Source organism: Pseudonocardia sp. TRM90224 (genome assembly GCF_021245725.1).
Classification (GTDB): domain Bacteria; phylum Actinomycetota; class Actinomycetes; order Mycobacteriales; family Pseudonocardiaceae; genus Pseudonocardia.
Map to the genome: position 1 here is coordinate 430,877 of NZ_JAJGSX010000001.1, position 13,747 is coordinate 444,623.

At 72.5% G+C, this 13,747-nt stretch carries 12 protein-coding genes; 8 read left to right on the plus strand and 4 right to left on the minus strand.

The genetic code is table 11. The annotated features are described in order from the left end of the window. Positions 1-224 precede the first annotated feature (224 nt). Positions 225-2,894, plus strand: coding sequence for an ATP-binding protein (locus tag LL648_RS01750; RefSeq protein WP_232660572.1), 2,670 nt, complete (start codon positions 225-227; stop codon positions 2,892-2,894). 8 nt (positions 2,895-2,902) lie between these two features. Beyond that, positions 2,903-3,091, plus strand: coding sequence for a hypothetical protein (locus LL648_RS01755; protein WP_232660573.1), 189 nt, complete (start codon positions 2,903-2,905; stop codon positions 3,089-3,091). Between the two features lie 39 nt (positions 3,092-3,130). Here the strand turns inward: LL648_RS01755 and LL648_RS01760 are convergent, their stop codons facing one another. Continuing rightward, positions 3,131-3,613: a hypothetical protein gene (locus LL648_RS01760; protein WP_232660574.1), complete on the minus strand. Its 483-nt coding sequence runs from the start codon at positions 3,611-3,613 to the stop codon at positions 3,131-3,133. 58 nt (positions 3,614-3,671) lie between these two features. On the opposite strand from LL648_RS01760, the gene LL648_RS01765 reads away from it, so the two are divergent. Continuing rightward, a complete protein-coding gene (locus LL648_RS01765) occupies positions 3,672-4,451 on the plus strand; it encodes a TetR/AcrR family transcriptional regulator (RefSeq protein ID WP_232660575.1) in 780 nt (259 codons plus the stop codon). Here the strand turns inward: LL648_RS01765 and LL648_RS01770 are convergent. Beyond that, the gene (locus LL648_RS01770; RefSeq protein ID WP_232660576.1) at positions 4,433-4,870 is read right to left on the minus strand and encodes a nuclear transport factor 2 family protein; all 438 of its coding nucleotides are present in this window, start codon (positions 4,868-4,870) and stop codon (positions 4,433-4,435) included. The two genes, LL648_RS01765 and LL648_RS01770, sit on opposite strands and share 19 nt — an antisense overlap. Positions 4,871-4,936: 66 nt before the next feature. Between LL648_RS01770 and LL648_RS01775 the strand changes: the two genes are divergently transcribed. Both LL648_RS01775 and LL648_RS01780 read left to right on the plus strand, forming a co-directional pair. Next, a complete protein-coding gene (locus LL648_RS01775; protein ID WP_232660577.1) occupies positions 4,937-5,500 on the plus strand; it encodes a TetR/AcrR family transcriptional regulator in 564 nt (187 codons plus the stop codon). Beyond that, positions 5,497-6,528 (plus strand): GNAT family N-acetyltransferase, encoded by a 1,032-nt coding sequence (locus LL648_RS01780; RefSeq protein ID WP_232660578.1) that lies wholly within the window; start codon positions 5,497-5,499, stop codon positions 6,526-6,528. Before LL648_RS01775 ends, LL648_RS01780 begins: the two co-directional genes overlap by 4 nt. Before the next feature lie 188 nt (positions 6,529-6,716). Here the strand turns inward: LL648_RS01780 and LL648_RS01785 are convergent, their stop codons facing one another. Then, positions 6,717-8,363 (minus strand): (2,3-dihydroxybenzoyl)adenylate synthase, encoded by a 1,647-nt coding sequence (locus LL648_RS01785; protein WP_232660579.1) that lies wholly within the window; start codon positions 8,361-8,363, stop codon positions 6,717-6,719. A gap of 59 nt (positions 8,364-8,422) precedes the next feature. Here LL648_RS01785 and LL648_RS01790 point away from each other — a divergent pair, with 59 nt between their 5' ends. After that, on the plus strand, positions 8,423-9,193 hold the full coding sequence (locus tag LL648_RS01790) for an SDR family oxidoreductase (RefSeq protein WP_232660580.1): 771 nt from the start codon (positions 8,423-8,425) through the stop codon (positions 9,191-9,193). Between the two features lie 113 nt (positions 9,194-9,306). Here the strand turns inward: LL648_RS01790 and LL648_RS01795 are convergent, their stop codons facing one another. Next, positions 9,307-10,116: a siderophore-interacting protein gene (locus tag LL648_RS01795; protein WP_232660581.1), complete on the minus strand. Its 810-nt coding sequence runs from the start codon at positions 10,114-10,116 to the stop codon at positions 9,307-9,309. An 88-nt stretch (positions 10,117-10,204) separates the two neighbouring features. Here LL648_RS01795 and LL648_RS01800 point away from each other — a divergent pair, with 88 nt between their 5' ends. Continuing rightward, on the plus strand, positions 10,205-11,683 hold the full coding sequence (locus tag LL648_RS01800) for an amidohydrolase (protein ID WP_232660582.1): 1,479 nt from the start codon (positions 10,205-10,207) through the stop codon (positions 11,681-11,683). A gap of 26 nt (positions 11,684-11,709) precedes the next feature. Continuing rightward, complete coding sequence (locus LL648_RS01805) at positions 11,710-13,731, plus strand: multicopper oxidase family protein (protein WP_232660583.1); 2,022 nt, start codon at positions 11,710-11,712, stop codon at positions 13,729-13,731. Positions 13,732-13,747: the final 16 nt, after the last annotated feature.

Genomic DNA, 13,747 nt, shown 5'->3' on the forward strand with positions numbered 1-13,747 from the left:
CGCTCCGGACGGTCGTCTGCACGCCCGGTACATCCCTCGAGCTCCCGGCCGATCGGTTGCGCTACTTCAGCAAACGATCGCTCGGAATCTCTTGCGCAAGATTGCTGGCCGGAGCCGCCGCCCACCAGGACAGGCAACAGGCAACTCAACAGGCAACAGGCAGACGCCCATGCGAGACTTTCTCCGGCTTGTCCGTCGGCAGCAGTGGAAGGGGTGGGCGGCCAGTGTCCGATCCGGCCCCCGCCGAGACCTTCGCCGACGCTCTGCGCAGGCTCCGCACCGCCGCGCGGATGACCCAGGAGCAGTTGGCCGAACGCGCCGACCTGAGCGTCCGGACGATCCGCGGGATGGAAAGCGGACGCATTCGCTCACCACGTCCTGAATCTCTCCGGCTGCTGGCCGGCGCGCTCGGGTTCGCCGGCGACCAGCTCACCGAATTCGAGGACCTCGGCCGCGACGGGTACTGGACCCGGCGCAAGTCGTCGAACGGCGCGAGTCCGCCCGATCAGTCCTTTCCGGTGCCCGCTCAGCTGCCGCCGGACGTCTCCGCATTCACCGGGCGGGACGACCACATCCGCGAGCTCGACGCCGTGCTCGCCGGCGACAAGGGGGCCGCCTCGCGCATTGCCGTGCTCGTCGGCGGGCCCGGTGCCGGCAAGACCGCGCTCGCGGTCCATTGGGCGCACCGCGTCCGCCGGCTCTTCCCCGACGGGCAGCTGTACCTGAACCTCGCCGGCTATTCCACCGCCCCACCACTTTCACCCGCCGACGCGCTGGGCAGGGTGGTGCGCGCGCTCGGGGTCGCACCAGAACGCATTCCGCCGGACGTCACCGAGGCGGCCGGATTGCTGCGGACGCTGCTGTCCGGGACGAAGACGCTCCTCGTGCTCGACGACGTACCGCACGCCGAGCACGTGCGACCGTTGTTGCCCGGCGAACCCGGATGTTTTGTTCTCGTCACGAGCCGCATTGCGCAGCGTTCGCTCGTCGCGCGCGAGGGCGCGCACCAGATCGCGGTCGGGCCGCTCGACGCCGTCGAGTCCGAGGAGCTGCTTTCGAGCGTCATCGGGTCAGCGTCGACATCTGCCGAACCGGATGCCGTCGCCGAATTGGCGGAACTGTGCGGGCGGCTGCCCCTCGCATTGCGGATCGCGGCGGCGAACCTCGTCGGCCGGCCGGGCCGCAGCCCTGTCGGCGCTTTCGTCCGGAGGTTGCGCAGCGGCAATCGATTGGCGGCGCTGTCGATCGCCGCCGATTCGGAGACGACGGTCCGGGCGGCGTTCGACCTCTCCTACGACGCGCTGCCGGCGCAGGCGCGCAGGCTCTTCCGGCTCCTGTCGCTCGCGCCAGACCGCGAGGTCACGACCGCGGCGGCAGGAGCGTTGCTCGGCGATTCCGAGCTGGCGGTGGAGCTGCTGGAGATGCTCGCCGCGGCGCATCTGGTCGAGGAGCTCGCCTTCGACCGGTTCGTCCAACCCGACCTGCTGCGGCTCTACGCCGCCGAGCGCGCGGTGAAGGAGGAGGGCGATGCGGAGCGCGACGCGGCGTGGGCCCGGCTCCTGCGGCACCAGCTCGACCGGCTCGACGAGGCGGCGGTCCGGCTCTACCCGCAGACGGCACGGTTGGAGTGGACGCGCACCGTCCCGGAGGCTGGCCTGTTCGCCGATCACCATGAAGCGCTCGAATGGCTCGACGCAGAGCTGCCGTCGTTGCAGGCGGCCGTGCTCGTCGCCGCCCGGTCCGGCCCGCGCAGCGCCGCGTGGCGCATCTCCGACGCGTTGCGCGGCTACTTCCAGCTGCGGGGTGCGGTTGCACCGTGGCTCATCGTCGCGCGTACCGCCTTGGGTGCGGCCGACGCGGAGGGCGACATCGCCGCGCAGGCCGCGTGCCACCTGAGCGTGGCCGGCGCGTTGGCGCGCCAGGACCGGTACGGCGATGCGGCCGAACACGGCGAGCAGGCGCTCACGCTGGCCCGCGCGGCCGGCTGGACGGACGGCGAGGTCGCCGGGCACCGTGCGCTCGCTAACCTGCTGCGGCTGTCCGGCCGTCCGCACGACGCGAGCGCGCACCTGCGGGAGGCGCTGCGGCTGGCCGATCCCGTCCAGGAGCCGGGGTACGGCTCCATCATCGAGCACATCGCGCGGGTCAACCACGAGCTCGGCATCCTCGGCGAGTCGGCCGCGCACTACGAGCGCGCGCTCGAGCTGCTCCGGGCGTCCGGCGCGCAGGCCCGCCTCGCGGAGGTCCTCACCGGTCTCGGCGACGTCCTGCACGGGCTGGGCAGGCAGGAGGAAGCGCTCGACCGCTTGTGGGAGGCGCGTGACCTGCACCGGGACCTCGCCGACCGGGGCGGCGAGGCGTACAACCTCCGCTGCCAGGCCGAGGTGCTCCGCGACTCCGGCGACACCACGGGGGCGATGGGGCTCGCGATGGAGGCGCTCGACCTCGCCACGGACGACGACGACCTGCGCCTGCAGGCGCAGGCGCGCGAGACGCTCGGGTCGACGCACCTCGCGGCGGGGCGACCGGACCTCGCGTTGATCGAGCTCGACGCCGCGCTCGTGCTGGCCGTGCGGACCAACAACCCGTACACGCATGCGCAGGCGCTCATCGGTATCTCGGGCGCCAGGCGCGCCAACGGCAACGCCGAGCAGGCCGTCGCGGCGGCCGCGGCCGCGCTGGACCTCGCCCGCGCCGGCAGCTACACGCTGCTCGAAGGCCAGGCGCTCACCGCGGCAGCAGCGGCCGAGCTCGCGGCCGGCCGGACGGACGACGCGGCCGAGCACGCCCGGGCCGCCGTCGCGGCGCACGAGATCACCGGTTCCCCTGCCGGCCGGCTCGACGCGGAGCACGCTCTGCGCGAAGCTGTAACACGGACTCGGGCTGACAGATAAGGACAAGCATGAAGAACTTGCTCTTGAAGCGGCTGCCCGCGGTGCTCATGATCGGCGCTGCGGCAGCGGTGATGGGCCTCCCCATCGCCGCATCGAGCGTCACCGGCCTGCACGGCGTCTCGGTGACGTCGTACGCCAGCGACCCCGGCGGCGACTGCTGCGCCCGCGCCGACACGGTGGACCCCTTCCGGAAGTAACCCGCCCGGCCCGAGGGCAGGAAAGCCACTTTCCTGCCCTCACAGGGCCTGAACGTGGCTTTCCTGCCCTCGCCGCACGAGGACGATGCCGCTGCGGAGGATCGCGGAGCCGGCCGCGAGGAGCAGCACAGCGGTGACGAGCCGCGTCACGGAGCCGTGCAGCAGGACGTTGCCAGCGGCCAGCGGGCCCTCGACGGTCGGGTCGACGGCGCCGCCGGGCGCGGCCAGCACACCCCCGACCTCGAGTGCCGAGGCGACGAGCGTGACCGCGATGTAGATCAACCCGGCGCCGTGCACGACGCCGGCCAGCCAGTCGTAGCGCGCGTCCGCGGGAGCGATCACCTGCCGCAGCCCGCTCAGGAAGACGATCAGCAGCGCGCACATCACGAGACTGATCAGGTTGCGGGTGAGCACGTTCCACGCCGGCGCCGCACCCTCGTGGACGAAGTAGAGCGGCACCGTGAGGGTGGTCAGCAGGCCGAGCGTGATCCCGGACAGGCCGGTGACGCGGTGGAGGAGCACGCGACTTAGTATGTGCATGAAACTATAAGGCGTCAACTAAGTGCATCGGAGGATCCGGGTGGACGACGAGACACCCGTCGAGCTGCGCCGCCTGTGGCGGCTGCCGACGTCCTCACGGATGGGCCGGCCGGCCGAGCTCGACGTCGAACGCGTGGTGCGCGCCACCGTCGAGCTGGCCGACCGCGACGGGCTGGCCGGGGTGTCGTTGCCCAAGATCGCGCGGGCGCTCGGGGTCACGAGCATGTCGCTCTACCGCCACGTCGGCTCCAAGGACGAGCTGCTGGCCTTGCTGGAGGACGCGGCCACCGGCCCGCCGCCGGAGATCGACACCGCGCAAATCGACACCGCGCCGGGCGAGTGGCGAGCGGGCCTGCGCGAATGGGCCATGGCGGTGCGCCGGGTCTACCGGCGCCGCCCGTGGCTGGCCCGGATCCCGATCACCGGCCCGCCCGCCGGCCCCAACCTGCTCGCCTGGATGGAGTCCGCCCTGCGGGTGCTGCGCGGCACCCCGCTCGAACCCGCCGCCAAGCTGGGCGTGATCACGCTGGTGAACGGCTACGTCCGCACCGCGGCACAGCAGGTGCAGGACCTCGACGGCAGCTGGCAGCAGCCCGACACCGTGCAGGCCTATGGTCGCAGCCTGGCGCGGCTGGTCGCCCCCGACCGGTTCCCCGAGCTGGCGAAGATCCTCGCCTCAGGGTTGTTCGAGAGCCCGCCGCAAGCCCCGGACCAGGACGTCGAGGACGACCCCGACTTCACCTTCGGCCTCGACCGCATCCTCGACGGCGTCGAGACAGTGGTGCGGGAGCGCCGGCCCGGTCAGGAGACCCGTTCGTAGCCCGCCACGATCTCGGGCAGCGTGCCCATCGCCAGCCCCATCGCGACGTTGTTCTGGTACTCGCGCCAGCCCACCATCTTCCCGTCGCGCACCTCGAGCACGCCGATGAACGCGGCGCTGCCCCGCCGACCCGCCTCGGTCGTCGCCGTCAGCTCGTACTCCACGACGATCACGGCCGGGTCGGCGGTCCGGTGGACGGCGATCTCGCGGCAGCTCTCGATCCTGATGGGCAGGTCCGCCCGCGCCGCGACGAGGAAGGCGAGCCACGCCGCCTTGCCGTCGAACCGCCGCATGCCCGGTGGGCTGAACGGCGTCTCGACGACGATCTCGTCCGCGAGGACGTCCGGGTCGTACGCGCCGGTGATCCAGTTCTGCTTCATCAGCTCGAACACGTCGTACGGATCGGTGGTCGTGGTCATGACTGCCCCTTAAGATGAGTGATGACTCACGTAATATGATGAGTCACGACTCAGGTTGTCAAGGAGGTGGTCCCACTGCGGTCCGACGCCGTTCGCAACCGCGCCCGCATCCTCGCGGCCGCGGAAGCGGTCTTCGCCGAGCGCGGCGTCTCGACGTCGACGGAGGAGGTCGCGGCCGCCGCCGGGGTGGCGGTCGGCACCGTGTTCCGCCACTTCCCGACCAAGGACGACCTGCTCGCCGCGATCATGAAAGACCTGCTTGCGGGCCTGACCGAACGGCTCACGGCACTCGCCGCCGACGCCGACGCGGCGACCGCCCTCTTCACGTTCTTCACCGAACTGGTCGACCGCGCCGCGGGCAGCCGGACGGTCGTGGAGGCCCTGGGCATCGAGCTCGCACCGCCCCTGCAGACGTTCCAGGACGCCGTCGCCCACTTGCTGGAGCGCGCGCAGGAGGCCGGCGCCGTGCGTGCGGACGTCCGCGTCGACGAGGTCATGGCCCTGCTGCTCGCCTGCACGCAAGGAGCCGTGCAGGGCCGCTGGGACCCCGACCTGCGCGAACGCACCCTGCAGCTGATCTTCGCCGGATTGCGGACGGCCGCGCCGGGATCGGGGAGACTCGGCCCATGATCCTGCCCCTGCGGACGGCCCGGCTCGCGCTGCGCGCGCTCGTCCCCTCCGACGCCCCCGTCATCACCGCGTATCGCAACGACCCGGCGGTCGCGCGGTTCCAGGACTGGGACCTGCCCGTGACGGCGGAGGCGACGCGGGCGTACGTCGAGCGGCAGTCGCAGGTCACCGGGCCGGTTGTCGGCAAGTGGGTGCAGATCGGGGTCGAGTACGAGGGCGAGCTGGCGGGCGACCTCGCCGTCGGCCTGGACGACACCGGCCGGATCGCGACCATCGGCTACACGCTGCGGGCGGACCGGCAGCGGCTCGGCATCGGGCGCGAGGCGGTCGGGGCGCTGGTCGACACCTTGTTCGAGCAGTTCGACGTGCACCTCGTCACCGCGACGCTCGACCCGGAGAACGCCGCTTCGGCGCGACTGCTCGAAGATCTCGGCTTCCGGTACGAGGGGCGGGGAAAGGCAGCGGCGCTCGTGCGCGGATCGTGGGAGGACGACGACCGGTACGCGCTGCTCCGCTCGGACCGCGCGGCGTGGCTGGGCCGGCCCGCCGGGAAGCCGGATGAGGTCACGCTCGTCGAGATCACGCCGTCGAACGTGCGGGAGGTTGCGAGGCTGGCGACGCACCACAGCCAGGAGCGGTTCGTTGCGACGATGGCCGCTTCGTTCCAGGACGCGCTGGTGCCGGAGCTGGTCGGCGGTGTGCCGGCGGTGCCGTGGATGCGTGCGATCGCGGCCGACGGCGAGCTGGTGGGTTTCGTCATGGTCGCGGAGGCCTCGGCCACCGAGCCGGACCCGTACCTGTGGCGGCTGCTGATCGACCGCCGCCACCAGCGCCGCGGGATCGGGGCGCGGGTCGTCGAGCTGCTTGCCGAGCACGTCCGCAACGAAGGCGCCCGCGGGTTGACGGTGAGCTGGGCCGAAGGCCTCGGCGGGCCCGAGCAGTTCTACCGCAAGCTCGGATTCGTGCCGACCGGCGAGATCGAGGACGGTGAGATCGTCGCCCGCCTCGACCTCACCCCACCGACCTGACCCAACTTCCCCACCGTTTTGCCAACCTGCACACCCGAAACGGCGTGCAAGTTGGCAAAACGGTGGGGACCTTCTACTGGTCGTCGGCTGGCCGCGCTCTACCGGCCGTAGGACTTCCCCATCGTTTTGGGTGGATGCGCGCTCCCACGGCGCGCAAGTGCACAAAACGGTGGGGAAGTTCGGGGGCGCTACGACGCCGACGCCCGCAGCTGGGCGGTGATCGCGGCGCGCAGCTCGCGCTTGCTGACCTTGCCGACACCGGTGGCGGGGAACTCGGCGACGACCTGCACGCGGTCGGGCACGACGAACGCCGCAACCCCGCGCGACCGGACGAAGGCGCGCAGCTGGCTGCCCGTCGGCGGCTCGACCCCGGGCACCGGACGGACGTAGGCGCAGGTCCGCTCGCCGAGGTAGGTGTCGGGCATCGCGACGACCGCGGCGTCGAGCACCGCGGGATGGGCGAGCAGGTGGTTCTCGATCTCCTCGGCCGCGACCTTCTCGCCACCCCTGTTGATCTGCTCCTTCACCCGGCCGCTCACCACGAGGTAGCCGTCGGGCGTGAGCCGGACGAGGTCGCCGGTGCGGTAGAAGCCATCAACGGTGAACGTCTCGGCGTTGTGCGCCCGGACGCCGGCGCCGGCCTCGCCCTCCGGCGCCCAGTACCCGCGGATCGTGTACGGGCCGCGGGTGAGCAGCGCTCCGGCCGTCCCGGCCGGTACGTCCCGATCGGCCGGGTCGACGACGCGTAGCTCGTCCGCCGCCGAGATCGGCCGGCCCTGGGTGTGCAGCACCAGCTCGTCGGGATCGTCGAGGCGCGTGTAGTTGACGAGCCCTTCGGCCATGCCGAACACCTGCTGCAGCCGGGCGCCGAGCGCCGGCCCGATCCGGCGCGCCAGCTCGACGCTGCACTTCGCGCCGCCGACCTGCAGCACGTCGAGGCTGCTCAGGTCGTGCCGGCTGCTCGGCGCCGCCTGCGCCCAGACCGCGGCGACCGGCGGGACGACCCCGGTGATCGTCACGCCCTCCGCGGCGATCAGCGCGAAGGCGGTGTCCGGGTCGGGACGTGGGCACATGACGATCCGCCCGCCGGCGTACAGCACGCCGAGGAAGCCTGGTGAGCTCATCGGGAAGTTGTGCGCGACCGGCAACGCGACCAGGTAGACCGTCCCGGTGTCGAGCGCGCAGATCCGCGCGCTCTCCCGGACGCTGTAGAGGTAGTCGTCGTGCGTGCGCGGGATCAGCTTCGGCAGCCCGGTGGTACCGCCCGAGAGCTGCAGGAACGCGACGTCCGAGGCCGCGGGGCCGGGCAGCGGGCGCGGGCGGGCGCGCAGCTCGTGCAGCGCCATTGCGCCCGGTCCCGACTCACCGCGGACCACCATCCGCAGCCGGACGGCCGGCAGCTCCGCCGCGATCTCGGCGGCCGCGGCGGCGGCCGCGAAGCCGTCGTGCTCCGCCACCGTGATCATCGCGACCGCACCGGTCTGCTCCGCGATGTGCCGCAGCTCCGTCCGGCGGTGCGCCGGCAGCGCGTAGACCGGCAGCGCGCCGATCCGGAACAGCGCGAAGACGATCTCGACGAACTCGGCGATGTTGGGCAGCTGCAGCACCACCCGGTCGCCGCGGACCAGCCCGGCGTCGACGAACCCGGCGGCCAGCTCGTTCGCGCGCTCGTCCAGCTCGCGGTAGGTGAGCCGGAGATCGCCGTCGACCACCGCGACGCGCTCGGCGTGCTCGGCCGCGCGTGCGGCCAGCAGCTCTCCGAACGTCTCGCCGGTCCAGTACCCGGCGGCGCGGTAGCGCTCGGCGAACTCGTCGGGCCACGCGGTTTCGGGCATGTGCGCAGAGCCTCCTCATCGACCTAAGGTGAGGCTAACCAACTTGAAGGGGGTCCCGCATGCCCTCACCCGGTACCGATGTCGCGCTCGTGACCGGTGCGACCGGTGGCATCGGCCGTGCCGTCACGGCGTTGCTGCACGACCGCGGTTGGACGGTTGCGGCCGCCGACCTCACCGCGCCGCCCGCGAGCGCCGGCGTGCACCCGATGACGGTGGACGTCACCGACCCGGTCTCGGTCGAGCGGCTCGTCGACGACGTCGAGCAGGCACTCGGCCCGATCGCCGTGCTCGTCTCGGTGGCCGGGGTGCTGCTCCCGGCCAGCCTGCTCGACACGACCGACGCCGAGTGGGAGCGCACGTTCGACGTCAACGCATCGGGGGTGTTCCGCCTGCTGCGGGCGGTCGCGACCCGGATGGTGCCGCGCGGCCGCGGCTCGATCGTGACCGTCGCCTCGAACGCGGGCCGCGTGCCGCGCACCGGCGTGGCCGCCTATGCGGCGTCGAAGGCCGCCGCCGCCCAGCTCACCCGCTGCGTCGGGCTGGAGCTCGCCGAGCACGGGATCAGGGCGAACGTCGTCTGCCCCGGCTCGACCGACACCGCCATGCTGCGCGGCCTGCACCGCCTCGACGACACCAACGGCGCGGCCGTGTCCGCCGCGATCTCCGCCGCGATCGCGGGGGCGCCGGAGCAGTTCCGGATCGGGATCCCGCTCGGCCGCGTCGCCGCCCCCGCCGACGTCGCGGAGGCCGTCGCCTACCTCGCCTCCGACGCCGCCCGCCACGTCACGATGCAGGAGCTGTACGTGGACGGCGGCGCGTCACTCCGGTAGCCGCCCAGCCCGTGCGCCCGGCTCCGCCGGGAGGGCAGGAAAGCCACTTTCCTGCCCTCACAGGGCCTGAAAGTGGCTTTCCTGCCTTCCCCGCCCGTGCCGTCCCAGGGTCGCTAGAGGAGGTTCACCTCGGCCAGCTTGCGCTCGTAGATGTCGCGGACCTCCTCGGGGTCGGCGCTCGCCTCCTGCGCCTCCTTGTACAGCGCGGCGACGTCGACGCCGGAGTCCTTGAACTTCTCGGCCCAGCGCTCGGCGTCCACCCGCCAGTAGCCGATCACGCCGTAGGAGCCGGTCGGCAGCTTCAGCTCGTGGCGCAGGTACTTGCGCACCGCCCTGGTCGCCGCTGCCTCACCGGCGACGTACACGTAGCCCGGTCCGTCGGGGAACGTCATGCTGCGGGCGAGCTCTTCTAGCTTGCTGCCACGGACGAGGTCGGGGTTGTGCACCCACGTCACGTCGGCGCCGAGGTCCTGCTCGTCGCCGGGGTCAGGGATCTCGACGGCGGCGGTGGTCGGGATCGTCCCCGCGCTCTCCTCGATGATCCGGCCGATCGCCGGCAGCGCCGTGATGTCGCCGATGAGCACCTGCCAAGTGGCGGTCTCCGGGCGCTTGAACCAGCTGTTCTGGTGGGTCACGAGCAGGGTGTCGCCGATCTTCGCACCGGCCGCCCAGGTGCCGCCGACACCGCCCTCGTGCAGCACGAGATCGACGGTGACCCGCCCCTCAGCGCAGCGGCGCACGGTGTACCAGCGCCCGCCCTCCGCGCTCGCCGGCGAGTCTGCGGTCGGGAAGCTGAACACGCAGCCTTCGTCCGGCACGTCGAGCGAGGTGAACCCGCCCCCGAGCACGGCCCGCACCAGGCTCGGTGACAACCGCTCCACGTCAAGCACTTCGAGTGGGAACTCGGTCGTCCCGGTGGCCATGCAGCTCTCCTTCCGCCGCCACGGACGCTCCGCGGCGGTTCGATAGGTGAGGCTACCCTGAGCTGGCGCGAGCCATAGGCTGATCTCCATGGCCACGCTCCTCACGTCGGCGAAGATCGACGGCGCCGTTCAGGACGTCCTCGTCGACGGCGGCACGATCACTGCGATCGCGCCGCACCTGGACCGCCCGTCCGGCGCCGAGCACGTCGACCTCGACGGCCGCACCCTCCTGCCGGGCCTCTGGGACAACCACGTGCACTTCGACCAGTGGGCGCTCGCGCGGCAGCGCCTCGATCTCGCGGCGACGGGGTCGGCGGCCGAGGCCGCGGCGCTGGCCGGTGAACGCCTTCGGACCGACCCGCCGGCCGCGGGCAGCGCGCTCGTCGGCTTCGGCTTCCGCGACGCGCTGTGGCCGGACGCGCCGCACAAGGACCTCCTCGACGCCGTCAGCGGCGAGACCGCCGTCGTGCTCGTTGCCGCCGACCTGCACTGCTGCTGGCTGAACTCCGTCGCGGCACGGCACTACGGCCACCCCGATCATCCCACCGGCGTGCTGCGCGAGACCGACTGGCACCCGGTCATGGAGGACATCCGGAAGGTCCCGCAGGACGTGCTCGACCGATGGGCGGGTGACGCCGCGCGGAGCGCCGCCGCCCGCGGTGTGGTCGGGATCGTCGACTTCGAGGCGCCGTGGCAGCTCGACGCCTGGGCCGCGCGGATCGCGGGCGGCTGCGACGCGCTACGCGTGATCGGCTCGGTGTGGCCGAGCCACCTGGACGACGCCGTTGCGCGCCGGCTGCGCACCGGCGACGTCGTCCCGGACACGGGCGGCCTGCTCACGATGGGCCCGTTGAAGGTCGTGACCGACGGCTCGCTGAACACCCGCACCGCGTACTGCCACGACCCGTACCCCGGGCTCGCCGGCACCGCGCACCCCTGCGGGATGCTGCTCGTGGCGCCGTCCGAGCTGGTCCCGCTGCTGCGCACGGCCGCGGGCGCCGGCATCGGGGCGGCCGTGCACGCCATCGGCGACCACGCCAACACCCTCGTCCTCGACGCGTTCGAGACCGTCGGCACCGGCGGCCGCATCGAGCACGCCCAGCTGCTCACCGACGCCGACGTCGCCCGGTTCGCCGAGCTGGGCATCGTGGCGAGCGTCCAGCCGGAACACGCGATGGACGACCGCGACGTGGCCGACCGGCTCTGGGCCGGCCGCACGCACCGGGCGTTCGCGTTCCGGAGCCTGCTCGATTCGGGTGCGGGGCTGGTGCTCGGCTCCGACGCTCCGGTGGCGCCGCTCGACCCGTGGATCACGATCGCCGCCGCCGTCAGCCGCACCGCGGACGACCGGCCGCGCTGGCACCCCGAACAGGAGATCCCGCTCGACGTCGCGATCAGTGCGTCGGCCGGCCCGGACGGGCCGCTGACGGTCGGTCGGCGCGCCGACCTCGCCGTCGCCGATCGCGACCCGGCGTCGACGCCCCCACTGGAGCTGCGCGACCTGCCCATCGCGGCGACGATGGTCGGCGGCCGGTGGACGCACCAGGGAAGCCTGGTTGATTACTGAGGTTTGCCTCGCCTAATCTCGGCGAAGTGGCCAGCCCTACGCAGACCGACGAAGACGACGGGCTGGAGCCGGTCCCCGAGGGCACGCTCCGCCCGGAGCGCCGCCGCGGCGTCGCAGAGCGCTGGCAGCTGAGCCGGCGGTGGTTCATGGCCAACACCGTTGTGGCCGGCCTCGCCGCCGGGCTGCCCGCGGCCTGCCGGCCGGACGTGGTCGACCCCGACATCCTGGTCTTCGGACAGCCGCACGCACACACGTGGCTCCCCGAAGAGCCGTTCCACACGCCACCGCCCGAGCACGGCGGCGCCGTCGACTCGCTCGAACCGTTCGTCGACGCGCTCCCGATCCCGCCACGGGCGGCCGTCACCTTCGACGGGGACGGCGCGCGGCTCACCGTCCGCATGGTCACGACGCAGGTGCAACTGCACAGCCGGTTGCCGGCGAGCACCATGTGGACGTACGAGGGCAGCTTCCCCGGGCCGACGATCGAGGTGCGCCGCGGCGTCCCGCTGCAGGTGACCTGGCTCAACGAGCTGACCGGCCCGATCCCGGTGCAGGCCGTCGAGCTCTCGGACAACACCGGCGGCGACCGCGAGTTCGACCTCCCCGGCAAGCGCGGCGCCACCGCGCTCCCGGAGATCACCGCGCTGCCGCCGTGGGCCGTCGTGCACCTGCACGGCGCGATCACCGGCGGCGGCAACGACGGGTGGCCGGAGAACGCCGTCGGCCCCGGCCGCCGCCAGCTCGCGTACTACGAGAACGACCAGCCGGCATGCGCGCTCTGGTACCACGACCACGCGATGCACGTCAGCCGCATGACGACGATGGCCGGGCTCACCGCCGGCATGTACGTGATCAGGGACGACGAGGAGGACGCGCTCGGGCTCCCGAGCGGCGAGCGGGAGATCCCGCTGATCGTCTGCGACCGCAACCTCGACACCGACCCGACCGACCGGCTCACCGGCCAGCTCCTGCACAAGATCACCGTCTACGCCCAGCAGGCCGAGAAGATCCCGCGCTCCTTCAGCGGGCCGTTCAACGTCGTCAACGGCAAGATCTGGCCGTACCTGGACGTCGAGCCGGGGCGCTACCGGTTCCGCCTGCTCAACGCCTCCAGCATCCGCCCGTACCACCTCGAGCTGCGCACGCCCGACGGCGAGCCGGCGCCCGCAGGCACGATCGTCCAGATCGGCACCGACGCCGGGCTGCTGCCCGCGCCGGTCCCGATCGCCGGCCCGCTGATCATCGCGCCGGCCGAGCGGGCCGACCTGATCATCGACTTCGACGCGTTCGCCGGCAGCTCGCTGCGGCTGATCGACACCTCGTACATGAAGGCGAAGTCGGGCGACGTGATGCAGTTCCGCGTCAGAGCGTCGGCGCCGGAGGCGGCACCGCCGCTGCCCGCGGTGACGTCGCCGAGCTTCCGCAGTGTCGTCGCCGGCTCGGTCTCGCCGCTGCGGGATCGGTTCGTGCTGGTCACGCCGGCGTTCCCGGCCGTGGCGCAGATGTGGGAGATGGAGCCGGCGCAGGAGCCGTCGGGGCGGATGCCGATCGACGGGATCGTCCAGTTCGAGGACGCCGCCGGTGAGGTGCGCACCTACCGCAGGGTCGGGAAGGACTTCGTCGACCCGGTGGCGTTCACTGCGGAGACGAGCAGCTGGGAGCGCTGGACGTACCTCTCGCTGGAGGGCTTCGGCGCCCCGCACCCGATGCACACCCACGCCTTCACGTTCCAGGCGCTCGAACGCTCGCACTACGACGTCACGAACTGGCGCTACCTGCGCCGCGCCGACGGCTCCATCGGCGGCGGCACGATCGAGCCGATCAAGCGGAAGGGGCCGGGCGAGATCCCGGCCAACGAGCGGGGCTGGAAGGACGTCATCAAGCTCGGGTCGGGCGAGATGGTGTCGGTGATCGGGCAGTACGGCCCCGCGGCCGGCCGCTTCCTGCACCACTGCCACATCTACGAGCACGAGGACCACAAGATGATGCGGCCGCTCGTCCTGCTGCCGCCCGAGGTGATCCGCGGCGACCCGCACGGCGACCACTGACCGAACTTCCCCACCG

Excerpts from the sequence above, each read along its gene's own strand:
- LL648_RS01755 (WP_232660573.1), top strand. The coding sequence starts at position 2,903 with ATGAAGAACTTGCTCTTGAAGCGGCTGCCCGCGGTGCTCATGATCGGC.
- LL648_RS01770 (WP_232660576.1), bottom strand. The coding sequence starts at position 4,870 with ATGACCACGACCACCGATCCGTACGACGTGTTCGAGCTGATGAAGCAG.
- LL648_RS01780 (WP_232660578.1), top strand. The coding sequence starts at position 5,497 with ATGATCCTGCCCCTGCGGACGGCCCGGCTCGCGCTGCGCGCGCTCGTC.
- LL648_RS01785 (WP_232660579.1), bottom strand. The coding sequence starts at position 8,363 with ATGCCCGAAACCGCGTGGCCCGACGAGTTCGCCGAGCGCTACCGCGCC.
- LL648_RS01790 (WP_232660580.1), top strand. The coding sequence starts at position 8,423 with ATGCCCTCACCCGGTACCGATGTCGCGCTCGTGACCGGTGCGACCGGT.
- LL648_RS01795 (WP_232660581.1), bottom strand. The coding sequence starts at position 10,116 with ATGGCCACCGGGACGACCGAGTTCCCACTCGAAGTGCTTGACGTGGAG.
- LL648_RS01800 (WP_232660582.1), top strand. The coding sequence starts at position 10,205 with ATGGCCACGCTCCTCACGTCGGCGAAGATCGACGGCGCCGTTCAGGAC.